Origin of the sequence: Polaribacter sp. P097 (assembly GCF_036864555.1) — a bacterium.
Taxonomy (GTDB): domain Bacteria; phylum Bacteroidota; class Bacteroidia; order Flavobacteriales; family Flavobacteriaceae; genus Polaribacter.
Window position 1 is genome coordinate 893,971 of record NZ_JAZETJ010000001.1, and the last position, 16,720, is coordinate 910,690.

15 protein-coding genes are annotated in these 16,720 nt (G+C 29.7%); 8 read left to right on the forward strand and 7 right to left on the reverse strand.

Features of this window, described 5'->3' with window-relative positions; genetic code table 11:
- Nucleotides 1-3 precede the first annotated feature (3 nt).
- On the reverse strand, nucleotides 4-357 hold the full coding sequence (locus V7R38_RS04180; protein WP_015481580.1) for a hypothetical protein: 354 nt from the start codon (nucleotides 355-357) through the stop codon (nucleotides 4-6).
- 158 nt (nucleotides 358-515) lie between these two features.
- On the opposite strand from V7R38_RS04180, the gene V7R38_RS04185 reads away from it, so the two are divergent.
- From V7R38_RS04185 to V7R38_RS04220, 8 genes are all read left to right on the forward strand, one after another.
- Nucleotides 516-851 carry a single-stranded DNA-binding protein gene (locus V7R38_RS04185; RefSeq protein ID WP_015481579.1) on the forward strand — a complete coding sequence of 112 codons (336 nt, stop codon included), beginning with the start codon at nucleotides 516-518 and terminating at the stop codon, nucleotides 849-851.
- 90 nt (nucleotides 852-941) lie between these two features.
- The gene (locus tag V7R38_RS04190) at nucleotides 942-2,096 is read left to right on the forward strand and encodes a glycoside hydrolase family 53 protein (RefSeq protein WP_334056169.1); all 1,155 of its coding nucleotides are present in this window, start codon (nucleotides 942-944) and stop codon (nucleotides 2,094-2,096) included.
- A gap of 88 nt (nucleotides 2,097-2,184) precedes the next feature.
- The gene (locus V7R38_RS04195) at nucleotides 2,185-2,643 is read left to right on the forward strand and encodes a (2Fe-2S)-binding protein (RefSeq protein ID WP_334056170.1); all 459 of its coding nucleotides are present in this window, start codon (nucleotides 2,185-2,187) and stop codon (nucleotides 2,641-2,643) included.
- A gap of 19 nt (nucleotides 2,644-2,662) precedes the next feature.
- Nucleotides 2,663-4,813, forward strand: coding sequence for a xanthine dehydrogenase family protein molybdopterin-binding subunit (locus tag V7R38_RS04200; RefSeq protein WP_334056171.1), 2,151 nt, complete (start codon nucleotides 2,663-2,665; stop codon nucleotides 4,811-4,813).
- Between the two features lie 4 nt (nucleotides 4,814-4,817).
- Complete coding sequence (locus V7R38_RS04205; RefSeq protein ID WP_334056172.1) at nucleotides 4,818-6,002, forward strand: helix-turn-helix domain-containing protein; 1,185 nt, start codon at nucleotides 4,818-4,820, stop codon at nucleotides 6,000-6,002.
- Between the two features lie 147 nt (nucleotides 6,003-6,149).
- A complete protein-coding gene (locus tag V7R38_RS04210; protein ID WP_334056173.1) occupies nucleotides 6,150-6,647 on the forward strand; it encodes a DoxX family protein in 498 nt (165 codons plus the stop codon).
- 9 nt (nucleotides 6,648-6,656) lie between these two features.
- Nucleotides 6,657-7,040 carry a hypothetical protein gene (locus V7R38_RS04215; RefSeq protein ID WP_334056174.1) on the forward strand — a complete coding sequence of 128 codons (384 nt, stop codon included), beginning with the start codon at nucleotides 6,657-6,659 and terminating at the stop codon, nucleotides 7,038-7,040.
- Nucleotides 7,041-7,044: 4 nt separating this feature from the next.
- A complete protein-coding gene (locus tag V7R38_RS04220; RefSeq protein ID WP_334056175.1) occupies nucleotides 7,045-7,926 on the forward strand; it encodes a head GIN domain-containing protein in 882 nt (293 codons plus the stop codon).
- 51 nt (nucleotides 7,927-7,977) lie between these two features.
- On the opposite strand, the gene V7R38_RS04225 is transcribed toward V7R38_RS04220, so the two are convergent.
- The 6 genes from V7R38_RS04225 to V7R38_RS04250 form a co-directional block, all read right to left on the reverse strand.
- Nucleotides 7,978-8,682, reverse strand: coding sequence for an OmpA family protein (locus V7R38_RS04225; RefSeq protein ID WP_015481571.1), 705 nt, complete (start codon nucleotides 8,680-8,682; stop codon nucleotides 7,978-7,980).
- A gap of 3 nt (nucleotides 8,683-8,685) precedes the next feature.
- Nucleotides 8,686-9,144, reverse strand: a complete 459-nt coding sequence (locus V7R38_RS04230; RefSeq protein ID WP_334056176.1) for a lipocalin family protein — start codon at nucleotides 9,142-9,144, stop codon at nucleotides 8,686-8,688.
- Between the two features lie 214 nt (nucleotides 9,145-9,358).
- On the reverse strand, nucleotides 9,359-11,734 hold the full coding sequence (locus tag V7R38_RS04235) for a hypothetical protein (protein ID WP_334056177.1): 2,376 nt from the start codon (nucleotides 11,732-11,734) through the stop codon (nucleotides 9,359-9,361).
- A 63-nt stretch (nucleotides 11,735-11,797) separates the two neighbouring features.
- A complete protein-coding gene (locus V7R38_RS04240) occupies nucleotides 11,798-12,700 on the reverse strand; it encodes a histone deacetylase family protein (protein ID WP_334056178.1) in 903 nt (300 codons plus the stop codon).
- Between the two features lie 52 nt (nucleotides 12,701-12,752).
- Nucleotides 12,753-15,110 (reverse strand): hypothetical protein, encoded by a 2,358-nt coding sequence (locus V7R38_RS04245; protein ID WP_334056179.1) that lies wholly within the window; start codon nucleotides 15,108-15,110, stop codon nucleotides 12,753-12,755.
- 70 nt (nucleotides 15,111-15,180) lie between these two features.
- The gene (locus V7R38_RS04250) at nucleotides 15,181-16,716 is read right to left on the reverse strand and encodes a sugar porter family MFS transporter (protein ID WP_334056180.1); all 1,536 of its coding nucleotides are present in this window, start codon (nucleotides 16,714-16,716) and stop codon (nucleotides 15,181-15,183) included.
- Nucleotides 16,717-16,720: the final 4 nt, after the last annotated feature.

Sequence of the window (16,720 nt, forward strand, 5' to 3'; positions counted from 1 at the left end):
GTTTTACGCTTCTCTTTTAATTAATAAAAACACTTCGTTTTCTAGCGCTAAATAACCTTCATCATACACATAAAAATAGGTATTACCTGTTTTTGTTTTATAGATTGATGTAAAAAATTGAAAATCGAAACCCTTGTCATATAATTTGGTTCGAGTTACTTTGGTTTTACCTGAAACGTTTAAATCAGATAAAATTTTATAATTTTTTCTGAGTCTATTATTAATATTTCTAATAAGGTTTTTACTGTCTTTATTTACTTTATTATTGTAAGAATTTCTACAGTAATCAGAGCAAAATTTCTTATCTACTCTGCCTTTAACAGGTTCTCCACACTCCAAACAAGTTCTATTTTCCATGCTACAAAAGTACAACTATTTATTCGTTTACAAACGACTACAAATATTTACAACCGAAAGTAAGCGCTTTATAACCGATTATAACTTTCCTTGAATTGCATCTTTGCAGTGTCTAACAATAATGGCAAAACAAATAAATTAATTTAAAAACTTATCTTATGAGTACGTTAAGAAACAAAGTACAACTAATTGGAAATTTAGGAAACAACCCAGAAATCATCACTTTAGATAGTGGTAAAAAATTAGCAAAATTCTCTATTGCTACAAACGAGAGTTATAAAAATAATAATGGCGATAAAGTTACAGACACGCAATGGCACAATATTGTGGCTTGGAATAAAACAGCAGATATTATAGAAAGATACCTGCAAAAAGGCAGCGAAGTTGCCATTGAAGGTAAACTTACAAGCAGAAATTATGAAACTAAAGAAGGAGAAAAAAGATACATTACAGAAATAGTCTGTAATGAGTTGCTAATGCTTGGAAACAAATAGTTTTAGAAAGCCTGAGTATAAAACTCAGGCTTTAATTTTTTAGAGCTGTAAACTTTTACTAACTTCACTTAGAAATTATAAAAGAAATTAATGCTAGTGGTTGTACTAAAAAAACTAAAATTTTCATTTTTCATCCTATCAATATTTGCACTTTTCTCATGCTCATCAGAAAAAGAAGAAACTGACTCAAGCAGTTCTATAGTTGATGTAAATTCAGAGGAGTTTTATCTAGGTGCAGATTTGTCTTATGTAAATGAGATGGAAAATTGTGGAGTATTCTACAAAAACAAGGAAGGTAAAACTGAAGATGTTTTTAAAATTTTTGCAGAGGGTGGAAGCGATTTAGTTCGGGTTCGTTTATGGCACAATCCAACTTGGACCAATTATTCTAACTATGAAGACGTAGAAAAAACCATTCAAAGAGCAAAAAACACAAATACCAAAGTACTCTTAGATTTTCATTATTCTGATGATTGGGTAGATCCAGAAAAACAAAAAATACCTAAAGCTTGGTTACCAGTAATAGATAATTTACCAGTGTTAGGAGATTCTATTTACAATTACACCTATAATGTTTTAGAAAAACTATCTGATAAAAATTTGCTACCAGAAATGGTACAAGTTGGTAATGAAATCAATTTAATGATTTTACAAAAAGACAACAATGCAAATCCTATGGATTGGCCTAGGAATTCATTTTTACTAAATAAAGGCATTAAAGCAGTTAGGGATTTATCTAAAGAGAAGAATAAAAACATAGAAGTAATGCTTCACATCGCTCAACCAGAAAATGGTCTTTGGTGGTTTAAAGAAGCTAAAGAAAATGGTGTTACAGATTTTGATTGGATTGGGCTTTCTTATTACCCAAATTGGTCTCAGTATACCATTCAAAATGTAGCTCCAGTTTTAAAAAACTTAATAGATACTTACAGTAAAAAATTAATGATTGTAGAAACCGCTTATCCATTTAGCCTTCTAAATGCAGATAGTGCAAATAATATCTTAGGTACAGATGCCCTAATTACGGGTTATGAAGCTACTCAAGCTGGTCAGTTAAAATATCTTTTAGATTTAAAACAAGCCATAAAAACTGCAGGTGGCTCAGGCCTTGTTTATTGGGAGCCTGCTTGGCTTTCTAATAACTGTGCTACAAGATGGGGCCAAGGTTCTCATTGGGATAATGCCACTCTTTTTGATAACAATGCCAAACCAACCTTAGGTTTTGATTTCTATAAATCAGAGTAATAAATTATAGAATTGTTAAATTATTCTGCTCATTATTTTCAATTAGAATTTTTTGTAACTTACAAATCAAATTCTAAAAATACTTCCTATGCCAAACTATACATTAAATATTAATGGAAAAAATAGATCTGTTACTGCAGATGAAGACACTCCTCTTTTATGGATTTTAAGAGACGAACTTAATTTAGTGGGTACAAAATTTGGTTGTGGAATTGCACAATGTGGTGCTTGTACTGTTCATTTAGATGGAACAGCCGTAAGAAGTTGTCAAATGCAAGTTTCGCTTTTAGATGATGTAAAAATTACTACTATAGAAGGCTTGTCTGAAGATGGTAAACACCCTGTGCAAGAAGCTTGGAAAGAAATTGATGTACCACAATGTGGGTACTGTCAAGCAGGACAAATCATGACAGCATCTGCCTTTTTAAACGAAAACAGTAATCCATCAGAAGAAGAAATAAGAGAAGCAATGCATGGTAATATCTGTAGATGTGCTTCTTACAATAGAATTGAAAAAGCAGTAAAGGTAGCTGCAGGTAAAATGTAATCACTAAAATTAGAACAACATGAAACTACAAAACAAAAATAATTTTAGTCGAAGAAATTTTTTAAAAACCTCTGCTTTGGCTAGTGGTGGTTTACTAATAGGATTCAATTTTTTAACAGCCTGCAAGCCAGAAGCTACCATGCCTGTTGATGTTGCTAGCCTTAATTTTAATGATTTTAACGCCTTTATAAGAATTTCTGATGAAGGTTATGTAACCATTTTTTCTCCTAACCCAGAAATTGGTCAAGGTGTAAAAACTGCAATGCCAATGATAATTGCAGAAGAATTAGATGCAGATTGGAGCAAAGTTACTGTAGCACAAGGTGCTCTAGATACCAAAAATTTTACAAGACAAGTTGCAGGAGGAAGTCAGTCAATTCGTCAAGGTTGGGATGCTCTTAGACAAACAGGAGCAACTGCTAGACAAATGTTATTAAATGCTGCAGCAACAAAATGGAATGTAGATGTAACTACATTATCAACCTCAAAAGGAATTATTACCAATGCAAATGGCGATGAATTTAATTATGGAGATGTAGTAAAAGAAGCTGCTTTATTAGAAGTACCTGAAGATGTAAAACTTAAAGACCAAAAAGATTTTACTATTATAGGTAAAGATGCTGTAAACGTAGATATAGATAAAATTATTACAGGTAAACCATTATTTGGTTTAGATTATAAAGCAGACAATATGATGATTGCTTCTGTTTTAAGACCACCTGCTTTTGGACAACAATTAGTAGATTTTGACGATTCAAAAGCTAAAGCCGTGAATGGTGTAGTTGATGTTATAAAATTTGGTAATAAAGTGGCTGTTTTAGCCAATTCTACCTGGGCTGCAATGAAAGGTAAAAAAGCATTATCTGCGAATTGGAAATCTGAAAAACCAGAAAGCACAAAAAATCACGATGAGATTTTGACCAAAATTTTAGATGGTAAAAAATTTAATACCAGAAGAGAAGATGGTAATATTAATAAGGCTTTCAAAAATGCAGATAAGGTTATTGAGAGAACGTATCATTCACCTTTTTTACCTCATAATTGTTTAGAACCAATGAACTTTTATGCAAATGTAACAGCAGACAAAGTACATTTAGTAGGGCCAATTCAAACTCCACAATGGACAGTAAATAGAGTTGCTCAATTATTAGATAGAAAAGTAGAAACTATTCATTGTGAAATGACAAGAATGGGTGGTGGTTTTGGAAGACGTTTGTATGGGGATTTTGCTTTAGAAGCAGCAGAAATTTCCAACATCGCAAAACAACCTATAAAAGTTGTGTTCTCTAGAGAAGATGATATGACTGCAGGTACATACAGACCAGCAATTAAATACAGAATAAAAGCCTCTTTAAAAGATGGTACAGTATCAGGTTATCATTTAAAAGAAGCAGCTATAAATGGTAATATGTATGGTTTAATTCCTAACTTTTTTCCTGCAGGATGTATACCAAACTATAAAGTAGATACAGAAAGTTACAAAAGCAATATTACTACAGGTGCTTGGAGAGCACCTTACACTAATTTTTTAGCCTTTGCAGAACAATCGTTTTTTGATGAATTGGCTAATGAACTTGGTGTAGACACAATTCAATTACGCTTAGACTTGTTACAGAATGTAAAAAATACTACCGATGAAAATATAGAATATTCTGGTCAAAGAATGGAAGACACTATAAAATTGGTAAGAGAAAAAGCAAATTGGGGTAAAACGAAAGAAGGAGTTTACCAAGGTTTTGCAGCTTATTACAGCCATAATACTCATGTTGCAGAAATTGCAGACATCACTTTAAAAGATGGTTATCCTATTATTGAAAAGGTTACAGTTGCTGTAGATTGTGGAATATTGGTAAATCCTACAGGAGCAAAAAATCAAGTTGAAGGTGGAGTTTTAGACGGAATTGGTCATGCCATGTATTCTGATTTCTCTTTTAAAGACGGTAAACCAGAGCATAAAAACTTTGATACTTACAGACTTATTAGAATGCAAGAAACACCTAAAGTAGATGTTTATTTTGTAGAAAATGACCAAAAACCAACTGGTTTAGGAGAACCTGGTTTACCACCTGCAGGTGGCGCAGTTTCAAATGCTATTCATGCAGCATTAGGTCAAAGATTGTATAGCCAGCCTTTTGTAAAAGAATTAAAAAAGAGCACTGTTTTAGGATAATATAATGCCATCATTTTTCTTATCCTTTCCAGATTTTAATCTGTACAGCACACCATTGTTAATTCTTGTTTTTCAAGGATTAGTCTTTGTTGCATTATTGTTGGCGAGATATTTTAAAAAGAAAAATATATCCGATTTATTTCTGGGTTTAATTTTACTTATCATTTGTTACGAGCAAACCTGCTATACAGTTGGTTTTATGGGTTGGTATAACGTTTTTAGAAATACAAAAATCAACTATTTCTTAATACCAATGGGAGTTGCAATTGCGCCTTTAATTTATTTTTATGTGAAAGCAATAACAACGTCTAATTTTACATTTCGTAAAAAGGATTGGCTTCACTTTGTATTAGCTTTCTCTTTAATTCTCTTTCGTTTAACCATTTATTTTTATGATAGCTTACAACCAGGTTTTGATGATACTCAAAATGGAATTTTAAAACTCTCAGTAGATGAACCCATAATTTCTCCTCTTTGGGTTTTTGTGAGTTTTGCACAAATGCTATTGTATTTGGCATTTACTTTTCAGCTATTTTACAATTACAGAAAAAGAATTAGAGAGTATTTTTCTAATACTTATAAACTAGAACTAAATTGGATACTTAGTTTTTTAATTGCGTTTACACTGCTTTTTCTTTACAGTTCTTTACAAGATATTGTAGGTAGCCTTATTATTGAATTAAATTATAAACAACGATGGTGGTTAAACATTTTTATGGCACTTGTTGTGCTATTTGTGGGTGTTAAAGGCTATTTTACAGATACCACAAAACTGAATAAATTATCCTTTAGTTTCTCACCAAATCCAGAAAGCATACCTCAACAAAAAAACAATTCTAGTGAGTTTTTAGAATCCGATTTAGAAAGGGTTAGCACTTTTATGAATACAGAAAAGCCTTATTTAAATCCAGATTTAAATCTTTCTGACTTGTCTAAATCCTTACATCTTACAAGGGCTGAATTAAGTAAAATCATCAATACTGGTTTTGGCAAAAACTTTAATGACTTTATTAACGAATACAGAGTAAATACCTTTAAAGCAAAATTAAAATCAGGAGAACACCAACAACTTTCTCTTTTAGGTATTGCTTACGATTGTGGTTTTAACAGCAAAGCAACCTTTAATAGAGTGTTTAAAAAAATTACACAAAGATCGCCTACCGAATTTTTAAATACCTTAAAATCTTAATTAAATTTAAATTGAGTTTGATAGGGCTCTAGCCCAAAATAAGACGTCTCAAATTGTAAATGAGCCCAGCTTTTACCTTCTAAGTCTTTTAAAAGATAGATTAAGTTCAACTTTGTAACCAAATACAAACAGAACAATAACTCTATTATGAAAGCACAATTCATTCGTTTATCAAAATTTATTATTACTCCAATTATTCAAAAAAGTTGGCTTGCAGATTTACTTTTTAGCATACCAAGAATTATTTGTGGTTTATTACTAACCTTAAGCTTTGGCTCAGACAAATTTGGCTTGCCTTGGTCTAATACAGAAAATTTAGGCTTTTTTGAAGTGGTAGCATGGTTTCCAAAAGATGTTGCAGAATATGGTGGAATCTTTGCCTTAGCTCCAGTATTTTTTGCTTGGATGGGTGCTTTCTCTGAAGCAGTTGGTGGTTTAATGCTGGCTCTTGGTTATAAAACTAGAGTTGCATCTTTCTTAATCCTATGTACAATGTTAGTCGCAATTTTCTTGCAAAAATGGAACCAAGGAATGTGGTCTATGTTGCCAGCAATGGGCTTTTTATGGGTCTCATTGTATCACCTTTATTTAGGATCTGGAAGATTTGGAATTGACTATATAATCGCAAAAAAATTAAATAAATAAATTAAAATTATGAAAAAAATTATAACAATAAGTCTACTACTTTTAAGTGTATTTACAAGCTGCGTTCAAAAAGAACATCAAAAAAATGTAACTTTTATTGTAGACACAAATGGAATAGATGGCATAGAAACCTTAGGGATTAGAGGTAGTTTTTTACCAAATCAATGGCGAGAAAGCTATCCTTTAACCGATGAAAATAATGATGGTATTTATGAAGTAAATTTTCAAGAAGAAACAGCTGTAAATAGTATCACCTTTAAATTTGTCAAAAACGGATTTGACTACGAATTAAAAAATGAAAACAACAGAAAAATAACATTCGAGTACAAACCCGAAACTTTAATCTATCAAACAAAATTTAACGATACAACAGCTACAATCATTAAAAAATAATATCATGAAAAAATTACTAATACTACTCGTTTTTACCAGCTCAACTTTAATTGGGCAGATCAAAGGAAACAAAAACATTGAAACTAGAACTTTTGACGTTCCTAATTTAAAGGAATTAAAAGTGAATTTATATGCAAAAATAACTGTAGATCAATCTCTAAAAAATGGCATGCAAATTACTGCAGACAGCAACCTTTTTGAAAAAATTGATACAGAAATTGTTGATGGTAAATTAAACCTAAATCAATTAGAATGGATACAACCTTCAAAAAATATCATCATTAAAATTGGGGCACCTCTTTTGCAGAGAATTGAAACTGGTACACATGAAACCTTATACTTAAATAATGTGAATAGTGAGTATCTAAATCTGATGGCTCTTGTAGGTAAAATAGTAGTTAATGGTAAGGTAAACCAACTAAATATTGGTGTAGAATTAGGTGAAGTTCAAGCTTCTGAATTAATTGCAGAAAACGCTAGAGTAAATATTTGGGGAAGAGGAAAAGCTACAATTTTTGCTAACAATGAAATTTACTCTATTGTTAAAAATGATGGAAAATTGGTATTGGCAAATATCCCAAAATCATTAAAAGGAGATACTACAAAAGCTATAGCAAAAACAAAGAAATATAGAAATAAAAAGGTTACTTGGATACCATTTAAGATTAAGAACAACTCATGGAATAGAAACAATTTTGTGGTTGTAGGCCCTAAAAAAGATGGTAGTAGTTTTAGTTATGGTTTTCCTATGATGCCAGGCACAACAAGAAAAGAAAATTGGAGTGTTGGTACTAAAGTTTACAAAGTAAATAGACTTGGACTTCGAAAATTATTAGTAGAAATTAAAGAAGATGATAAAGACAAAACTGTTAAATTATTTGAATAAAAAAAAAGCCGCTAAATGCGGCTTTTTTTTTATTCAAATAACATCTTATTACTAATTTTGAGCATCTTTAATTGCTTCATTTTTCATTTTTTCATTAGGTACAATAGCAACGTTTACACGTCTATTTTTTGCTCTACCTTCTGCAGTTGAATTATCATATTTTGGCTGTGCTTCACCATACCAAAGTGTTTGAAATCTTGGGCTAGCAATACCATCACTAATTAAATAATTTGTTACAGATTTCGCTCTTTTTTCTGATAGCGTTAAATTATAATCTGCATTACCTGTGTTATCTGTATGACCAACAACTAAAATCTTAGTATCTGGAAATTCTAAAAATACTTTTGCCAATCTATCTAAGGTTTGCTGAGATTTTGTATTGATGTTAGATTTATTTGTATCAAAATAAACACCACTATTCTCATCAAAAGTTACAACAATACCATCGTCTACCCTTTCTACTTTTGCCCCAGGAACCTCAGTTTCAATTTTCTTAGCCTGTTCATCCATTCGCTTACCAATAAGCACACCTGCTCCACCACCAATAACACCACCAATAACAGCTCCTAGCTCACTGTTTTTTCCACTACCTACATTGTTACCAATAATGGCTCCAAGAATGGCACCACCAGCTGCACCTATTGCTGCACCTTTTTGTTTATTATTTGCATTTTTAGTTGCTTCACAACTAGAAAAAGTAAAAGCTACTGATAATGCTAATGCTACTGTATATATTTTTTTTGTAAGATTTTTCATGTTTTATTGTTTTGTAAAGTTCATTTTAATTAAAAACGGAGATCCGTTTACCATAATATTTTGTTGCCAAACCATGGTGTTTTCGGTTAATTGCATTAAGTCTAAACGAAAACCTATATTGTTTTCATTGTTTTTAGGTTTTAAGAGAAAATCATAATAACCCGTGTTTAAATCTGTTTCTTGAATTACAAAAACAAACTCTCTTTCTCCTTCAATACAGTTTGGGTCAGAAATAGTGTATGTACCAGTATTGTTGTTTGGTACAAATTTCCAAGTACTGCCCTCTAAACATTCTTTATTTGCATCATTAAAAAGAACAACTTTATAGTCTCCAGTTTTACTATAAACTATATCTGTTAATACCCAATTTCCTTTTATAACCTTCTGCTGAGTTCTTACATTTTTAGATGCACCACAAGAAAATAATAGTATGGTTAACATCAATGTTAAAAGTTTTTTCATAATTGATTTTTTAATTTGAAACAAAGTAACGCTAATTGCTAGTGTTTTGTTAACTCAAATAGAATAAAAGTTACTTCATTTAGATTATGATGAAAAACCAACACAAACTTAAAAAACAACCTTTAAAATATTATAAAAGCAAAAGCACCTTTAAATTTAGCCATTTACAATGGTTAAATAAAGGTGCTGTTGTAAAAAATAGGTTAATTATTTGTTACTCTGTTTTTATTAATTTCTCTTCTAAAATAAAATCTCCGCTTTCTGTGATACCTTCTATATATAAAACTATTTCTTTAACATTATTACTATTAAAAGATAAATTTAAATTACCAGATTCATTGATTTTATTTTTTGGCAACCAATCTAAAACCCCATAACTTTTAAAGAAATTATTATTAGAGTTAGCATATTTTGGTATGTAAAACTGTTTTGATTTTGAGAATGTTACAGGAAAATCTATTTTAGACAAAGCAGGTCTATAATTCTTAAACTTTTTATAATTTTCATAAACTTTGATTGTACCTCCAGTTCCCAATTGCATAGGCCCAATTCCAAGTGGGTTTATTTCTACATACTCTACATTATCTAGAAAATAATTATAATATATAGAATAATCGTTAGTAAAAAAATCATTTATAAATATTGAAGGTACACCATCTGCAGATCTGGAGTAAACTCGGAATGTTGAATTTCTATGATCGTCTATGGCAGCAATTCCTGCTTGTGCATTTAAATATGTAGCCAAAGTACTTACTCTGTCATTATCATTTAAAAATTTTACCTTACCAAAAGCTGTATTTTTTATTCTTTCTATTCTATCTCTTTCTGTTTTCGCCTTTATTTCTATTTCACTTAAAACTTCTGTATTGTTTAATTTAATAAAACTATTAATATCTACTAAGTTCTCATAACTATAATAGTTAGGTTTAGCTTTTAAAAAGGTAAGTTTATCTTTTAAATCTGGTATTTGATTAGGTGAAAACTGCGCATAAACAGGTGTTTTAATAGCCTTACCATTTCTATTTATTTTAGATAAATAAAGTTTTTCATCCTCTTCTGGAAAATATTTGCTAGCTGTAAAAGAGGATACTTTGTCATTAAAGGAAATTAATTGAGGTTCGTTTTCTTTTAACGGATGAATTAAAAATTTACTTTCTTTCTTTTCTGCTGGTACATTAAATTTTATGGCAATTCCCTCATCAAAAGTATAATTGATTTTTTGTTTATTGTTATAGATATTTAGCCAATCGTAACTGCTCCATCCTTGGGTAAGTAATAAATTATCTAACTCTAATTGTTTTTTTAGGTTCATATCCGAAAAATAATAATTGGCATTTTCTATAAAACCATTTACATATGGTTCTAAAAGAATTTGAGAAATCATATTCGTATTCTTTCTGTATGATTTTGTACCTTTTGGTAAAACAGAAACACTAACATTATTGTTATTAATGATTTTTGAATTGTTAAATTGAAAATTTACAGTTGTTTTTCCATTTTTTGTATTAGAAGAAACCAATTTGCTCTCTTTAAGGTTTAATCCTTTAAAATTAAAAAATAGCCTTTCTGATACTGGAATGTTTTCTTCATTAAACAGGGTAAAAATATTAACCCCTTTTGATATTTCTTCTAATGGTATTTTTAATGTATGCGTAAGTTTATCATTAAAATTTACAGGTATTGTTTCTATATTTTTTCCATCATGTAACACAAGTTTGTAATTGTTGTTTTTAATAAATTCTCTTGTATTTTCATTGGCAACTATAGATAATAGTGCATAATCATTATTCGAAGTAACCTTTAAAATAACTCCTTTAGGTTCCACTTTATTTTTTAATAAAATGGTTTGTTCTGTTCCATTATATTTAATAACAGCTTTATAAGCTTCTAGATTTTTAGGGATAAATGAAGCACGACCAATACCTAAATCATTTAATTTAAAATTGGTGATTTCTTTATTTTCACTATTTAAAATTTTACCTTCTACATTAGATAAGCCAAAGCCTAAAGAGTCTTTTGCAATTATACCTACTGTATTAATTAAACCCCCTAAAAGGTGACCACTTTCTGGTAAAACCTGTAAATCTATATTTTTAAAACTATTTAATTTTGATTTATTTTGATTTGAATTTGTACCTAAAACTTCAAAGTTTTCCGAAAATATGTTTTGGTAAGAGAAGTTCATCATCCAATTTGTGTAGGCCCTAAAATTATAACTCCCTTCTTTAAATAGCTTATCATCTATAAAAAAAGAACCACTTGCAATGCCATCTTCAGCCTTTATCATTTGTTCTTTCACAACCTTGTTATTTTTATCTGTAATTACACAGTAAATATTCGTGGTTACTGAAGACAGTATTTTATTTTTCTTGTTAAAAGCATATACTGTATACCCGATATTTTCTCCTACAATAAATTTAGTTTTGTTTAAATGTGCATACATTACCTCTTCATAAGGTTGGGTATAATTTTTAAATTCATCTTCAATATTTAAATCTTGAAAAGATTGTTGACTAAATATTGAAAATGTAGTAAAGAAAAAAATTAAAAATGCTAATGTGATGTGTGGTTGGTTTGTAGTTCTTTTCATAATTTGAAGGATTTTTTAATAAATTAACATAAATCGTGCCAAATTAACATAAAATTGAACTTTTTAATAAAAAATCTCTTGTGCTAGACGAAATGTGTTTGCGTGTGCCTCTACAACTATATTTACATCTTTTGAATACCCACCTCCCATAGAACACATTACTGGAATTTTAGTATCAAAACACGTTTGTAAAACAAATCGATCTCTTTCTTTACAGCCTTCTAAACTCATACCCAATTTTCCTAATTTATCTGCAGCCAAAACATCTACACCACATAAATAATAAATAAAATCTGGTTGTTCTGACTCAATTAAATTTGGAAGAGTTTTCTTTAAGATTGATAAAAACTCATCATCTTTAGTATCGTTTTCTAAAGCAATATCTAAATCTGAAGATTCTTTAATAAAAGGATAATTGCTTTTACCATGCATAGAAAAGGTAAAAACAGAATTATCATTTGCAAATATTTCTGCAGTTCCATTACCTTGATGAACATCTAAATCTACAATTAAAACTTTTTTAGCTAAATTTTTATACTGAAGATATTTTGCTGCAACTGCTTGATCATTTAACATGCAAAACGCTTCTCCTCTATTTGAAAATGCATGATGTGTGCCCCCTGCAATATTCATTGCAATACCATTTTTTAGTGCAAATTCAGATGCTTTCATTGTACCATCTGCAATAACCATTTCTCTTTCTATTAGAACTTCAGAGAGAGGAAAACCAATTTTTCTAGCTGCTTTTTGATCTAAAGTAATATTTAGTAAATCGAAAAAATAGTCTGGTTCATGAACCGTGAAAAAGTGCTTATTATCAGGAATTTCTGGTTCAAAAAAATTATCTAAAGAACAAGTACCTTCATAAATTAATTGCTCAGGCAGCAAATCGTATTTTATCATCGGAAAACGATGCCCTTCTTTTAAAGGATGATGATAAATAGGATGGTGTGCAATTTTTAGCATAAACAAATTTAGAAATTTTGCATCTAAATTCTATTTTAGAAAAACTAAATATTTATTTAATCATTGAAATAATTTTTTCTTCGAAGATAAAATCGCCATCTGCTGTTACACCCTCAATAAAAAGTTTATATGAATTGGGTTGATTGTTCCAGAAAGAAAAAGACAAATTTCCATTTGAATCAATTTCATTAATGGGCAACCAATCTATAACTCCAAATTCTTTAAAAAAACTATCTTTATAAGTAGGGTATAAAGGTTTATAAAATGTTTTAGATGCAGTAAAACCTAAAGGCACATTAAATTTGCTTTTGGTTTGTTTTATGGTTGCTTTATATCTTTCTGGATGCGTTGTAATTTTTATTGCACCCATGCTCATAATATCACCATAAGAACGATTATATGGGTCTATATCTATAAAGTCTATATAATCTAATAAAAAATTATGCAATTCTCTCTGTCTTTTTTCCACTCCATCTACAACCATAGTATAAGGCTCCCCATTATTTCTATTAAAAGACCTAAATGTTTTTTTTATAAAATCTTCTTCAGCAAAAACATAAGGAATATCATTCAAATAGTCTGCTAATGTAGTTTCTCTATCTCTTTCTTCTATAAAAAATACTTCGCCTCTGGTTGCGTTTTTAATAGAGTTTCTTCTCATATCCTCTAAACTTGTTTTTATTTCAATCTCGTCTAGTATTTGTGTTCTGTTTAGATTAAGGTAAGAGAAATTTTCTGTGTCTTCTTCTATTGTAAAGTATTCCTTTTTTAGTCTTAATCTATTTGCATCTTTATTTAAAGTTGGGATAGTACTAGGAAAGTATTGTACATATAAACCAATTGTGCTTGCTTCTCCCTTTTTATTTATTTTAGAAAAATAGATGGGTTCTTTATCTTTTGGATAAAAATTATCATAAATAAAAGTTTTAACACCTTTATTTAATTCAAAACTTTCTGGTCTTGTTTGTGATGTATTGTGTAGGTAAAAACGCGTAGCTTTTTCTTTTTTAGGAATATTGATTTTTAAAGAAATTCCTCTTTCAAAATTAAAACGTTTTATATTGTTGTTATTAAAGATATTGCTCCAATTGTAGCTACTCCATCCTTGTGTAATTAACAAATTATCTAAATCGTATTTCGTTTTTTTATTTATTTCTTTAAAATAATAACCACTTTTTTCAATAGTCCCTTTTATATAGGGTAATAAAAGGGTCTGAGATATAATATTTGTGTTTTTATTGTAAGATTTAGTTTGTGAAGGTAAAATTGATATGCTTACATTATTAAATTGACTTTCTCTAAACTTGCTATAATTCAAGCTTATAGAACTAGCAGTATCTCGTTTTTGCTCAAGGGTAACCTTACTTTTTAAAATGTTTAGATTGTGATAATTAAAAAAAAGTCTTTCTGCTATGGGTATATTGTTATCCGATAAAAGTGTAATTACATTTATACCCTTTGCCATATAAGAAAAAGGTATTTTTTTAGTCACCTCTGTCTTATCATTAAAAACAATATCTAAATGGTTTAATTGTTTTCCATCATGTATGCTAAGTACAAATTTCTTATTTGTAATTTTAGGTAGTGTTTCTGCATTGGTCTTTACTGAAACTATACAATTTTCGCCATTGTAACCCACTTTTAAAATTATACCATTAATTTTTACATTAGGCCTATAGCTCTTTTCTAAAATAATTTTATTTTTCTCCTTTAAAACTATTGTATAGCTTTCTGTAATGTCTGGTGTAAATGAAAATCTACTTATTCCTAAATGGTTCAGTGCAAAGCTACTTACGGTTTTATTCTCATTAGTTATTATTTGTCCTTTTAAATTAGCAACTCCATAACCCAAGCTATCTTTAACCACTACACCTACTGTATTGTTTGTATTGTATAAATAATGCCCACTTTCTGGAAGCAACTGTACATCTAAACTTTTACTTCTATTAATTTTTGCAATATTTATATCCAAGGTTACATCTAGAACTTGAAAATTAGAAGAATAATAATTTTGTTGATCAGTAAAGTTTAACATATAGTTGGTGTACGTCTTAAAGGTGTAATTCCCTCCCTTAAATTTACTATCTATGTTAAAAATGCCATTAGCTATTCCGTTTTCTACTTTATAGAGCTTCTTCCTAACAATATTTTTGTTTTCATCTTCAATTACACAGTATAAGTTTTTGGTTAACTCAGAAGGCTTTTTAGATTGTTTATGCAAAACGTAAGCTGTAAAACCTAAAGCTTCACCTTGAATTAATTTATCCTTATTTAAATGTGCAAATACAACTTCTTGGTAAGAATTAGTATACTTATCGTAAGCATTTTTAAGATCTTTTCCATTGAGTTTATTTTGAGAAAAAGTATAACTGCAGCATAAAATAAGAAATAGAATAGTAGTTTTTTTCATAGTTTGTTGGTTTTTTTGAATTGAAAAAACACCAACAACAATGCCAAAAAAAATTGCTTGAGCTAAAAAATTACCCTTTTACAAACTCCTTTTCAATTTCTTCTAAAGATTTTCCTTTGGTTTCTGGCACAATTTTTAGCATGATAAAAAAGCCTATTAAAGCAATGCTACCAAACAAGAAAAAAGACATGGCATTACCCAAATTAGATAGCTCCCAAGGAAAAACAAGTTGTACCAAAGAGCTTATTAAAGAATTTACAAATGCGATTACGCCAATAGCTAATCCTCTATATTTTAATGGATACAATTCTGATAATAAAACCCACATTACAGGCCCTAAAGAAAAGGCAAAACATGCTATAAAACCAAGTATACCAAATAAAACCAAGTTTGCATTTATGGTAATTGCAGCCTCTAAAATTTCGCCATCATTTTTAGCATAGGTTTGATTGCCTAAAATTGACTTTAAATCATTCTTAAATTCAACATCAAAAGCATATTGTTTATTAGCTATTGTTTGTAGTTTTTCTGAACCACTAAAACTTAAGGCTTCAATTTTTTCTTTAGAGAGTTGATATGTAACTTGTTTAAAACCATATGCACATACCAATAAACTAATGGCAATACCTAATGTACCAACCAATAATAAAGGCCTTCTACCCATTTTATCGATTAAATACATAGCAATAATGGTAAAAACAACAGTTACAGAACTAAGTAAAATTCCTGATGAAAAAGCAGCATCTGTACCTATACCTGTTTGTTTAAATATTGATGTTGCATAAAAATAAACTGCATTAATACCCGTAATTTGTTGTAAAATACCAACAGTTAAACCAACTAGAAATAGAAAACGAAGGGATGGTTTGAGTAGTTCTTTTAAACTAATTTTTTGGTCATTTTCTGATGTATTCGTACTCTCTTGAATAGCCTTTATCTCTATTTCACCAACAACCTTACCATGAATACTTACTAAAACATCTTTAGCTTCTTTTGCTTTATTCTTTAAAAATAACCACCTTGGACTTTTTGGTACAAAAAACAAAATTAAAAAATATACGATAGCAGGCAAAAATTCTACCCCTAACATGTACCTCCAAACTGTAGCATCATTTAAAAAAGAAACTTCTTGATTGTATTTGTTAAATAAATAATTACTTAAAAAAGCAGCAAAAAACCCAAGTACAATATTCAATTGTTGAATTGCCACAAGTTTTCCTCTATTCTTAGCTGTAGAAACTTCTGCAATATACATAGGCGCTAAAACTAGAGCTGCACCAAAGGCTAAGCCACCAATCATTCTAGCTATGTAAAGCATTTCGTAAGAATTAGCTATGGCAGAAAAAAGTGCTGAAACAGCATAAAGAAGGGCTACAAGAATTAGGATTTTTTTTCGTCCAAAAATATCGCTTAATCTACCTGAAAAAAGCATAGCAATCATGGCTGCAAAAGAAGGCGAACTTACAACCCAACCAGATTGTATATCGTTTAAATTAAATTCTGGACCTGCATAAGACATAACTCCAGAAATAATACCAGCATCGAAGCCAAACAAAAAGCCTCCAATAGAAACAACAAATGAAATAAATATTAACTTTCTTGACATAAAG

Excerpts from the sequence above, each read along its gene's own strand:
- V7R38_RS04180 (WP_015481580.1), bottom strand. The coding sequence starts at position 357 with ATGGAAAATAGAACTTGTTTGGAGTGTGGAGAACCTGTTAAAGGCAGA.
- V7R38_RS04185 (WP_015481579.1), top strand. The coding sequence starts at position 516 with ATGAGTACGTTAAGAAACAAAGTACAACTAATTGGAAATTTAGGAAAC.
- V7R38_RS04190 (WP_334056169.1), top strand. The coding sequence starts at position 942 with ATGCTAGTGGTTGTACTAAAAAAACTAAAATTTTCATTTTTCATCCTA.
- V7R38_RS04195 (WP_334056170.1), top strand. The coding sequence starts at position 2,185 with ATGCCAAACTATACATTAAATATTAATGGAAAAAATAGATCTGTTACT.
- V7R38_RS04200 (WP_334056171.1), top strand. The coding sequence starts at position 2,663 with ATGAAACTACAAAACAAAAATAATTTTAGTCGAAGAAATTTTTTAAAA.
- V7R38_RS04205 (WP_334056172.1), top strand. The coding sequence starts at position 4,818 with ATGCCATCATTTTTCTTATCCTTTCCAGATTTTAATCTGTACAGCACA.
- V7R38_RS04210 (WP_334056173.1), top strand. The coding sequence starts at position 6,150 with ATGAAAGCACAATTCATTCGTTTATCAAAATTTATTATTACTCCAATT.
- V7R38_RS04215 (WP_334056174.1), top strand. The coding sequence starts at position 6,657 with ATGAAAAAAATTATAACAATAAGTCTACTACTTTTAAGTGTATTTACA.
- V7R38_RS04220 (WP_334056175.1), top strand. The coding sequence starts at position 7,045 with ATGAAAAAATTACTAATACTACTCGTTTTTACCAGCTCAACTTTAATT.
- V7R38_RS04225 (WP_015481571.1), bottom strand. The coding sequence starts at position 8,682 with ATGAAAAATCTTACAAAAAAAATATATACAGTAGCATTAGCATTATCA.
- V7R38_RS04230 (WP_334056176.1), bottom strand. The coding sequence starts at position 9,144 with ATGAAAAAACTTTTAACATTGATGTTAACCATACTATTATTTTCTTGT.
- V7R38_RS04235 (WP_334056177.1), bottom strand. The coding sequence starts at position 11,734 with ATGAAAAGAACTACAAACCAACCACACATCACATTAGCATTTTTAATT.
- V7R38_RS04240 (WP_334056178.1), bottom strand. The coding sequence starts at position 12,700 with ATGCTAAAAATTGCACACCATCCTATTTATCATCATCCTTTAAAAGAA.
- V7R38_RS04245 (WP_334056179.1), bottom strand. The coding sequence starts at position 15,110 with ATGAAAAAAACTACTATTCTATTTCTTATTTTATGCTGCAGTTATACT.
- V7R38_RS04250 (WP_334056180.1), bottom strand. The coding sequence starts at position 16,716 with ATGTCAAGAAAGTTAATATTTATTTCATTTGTTGTTTCTATTGGAGGC.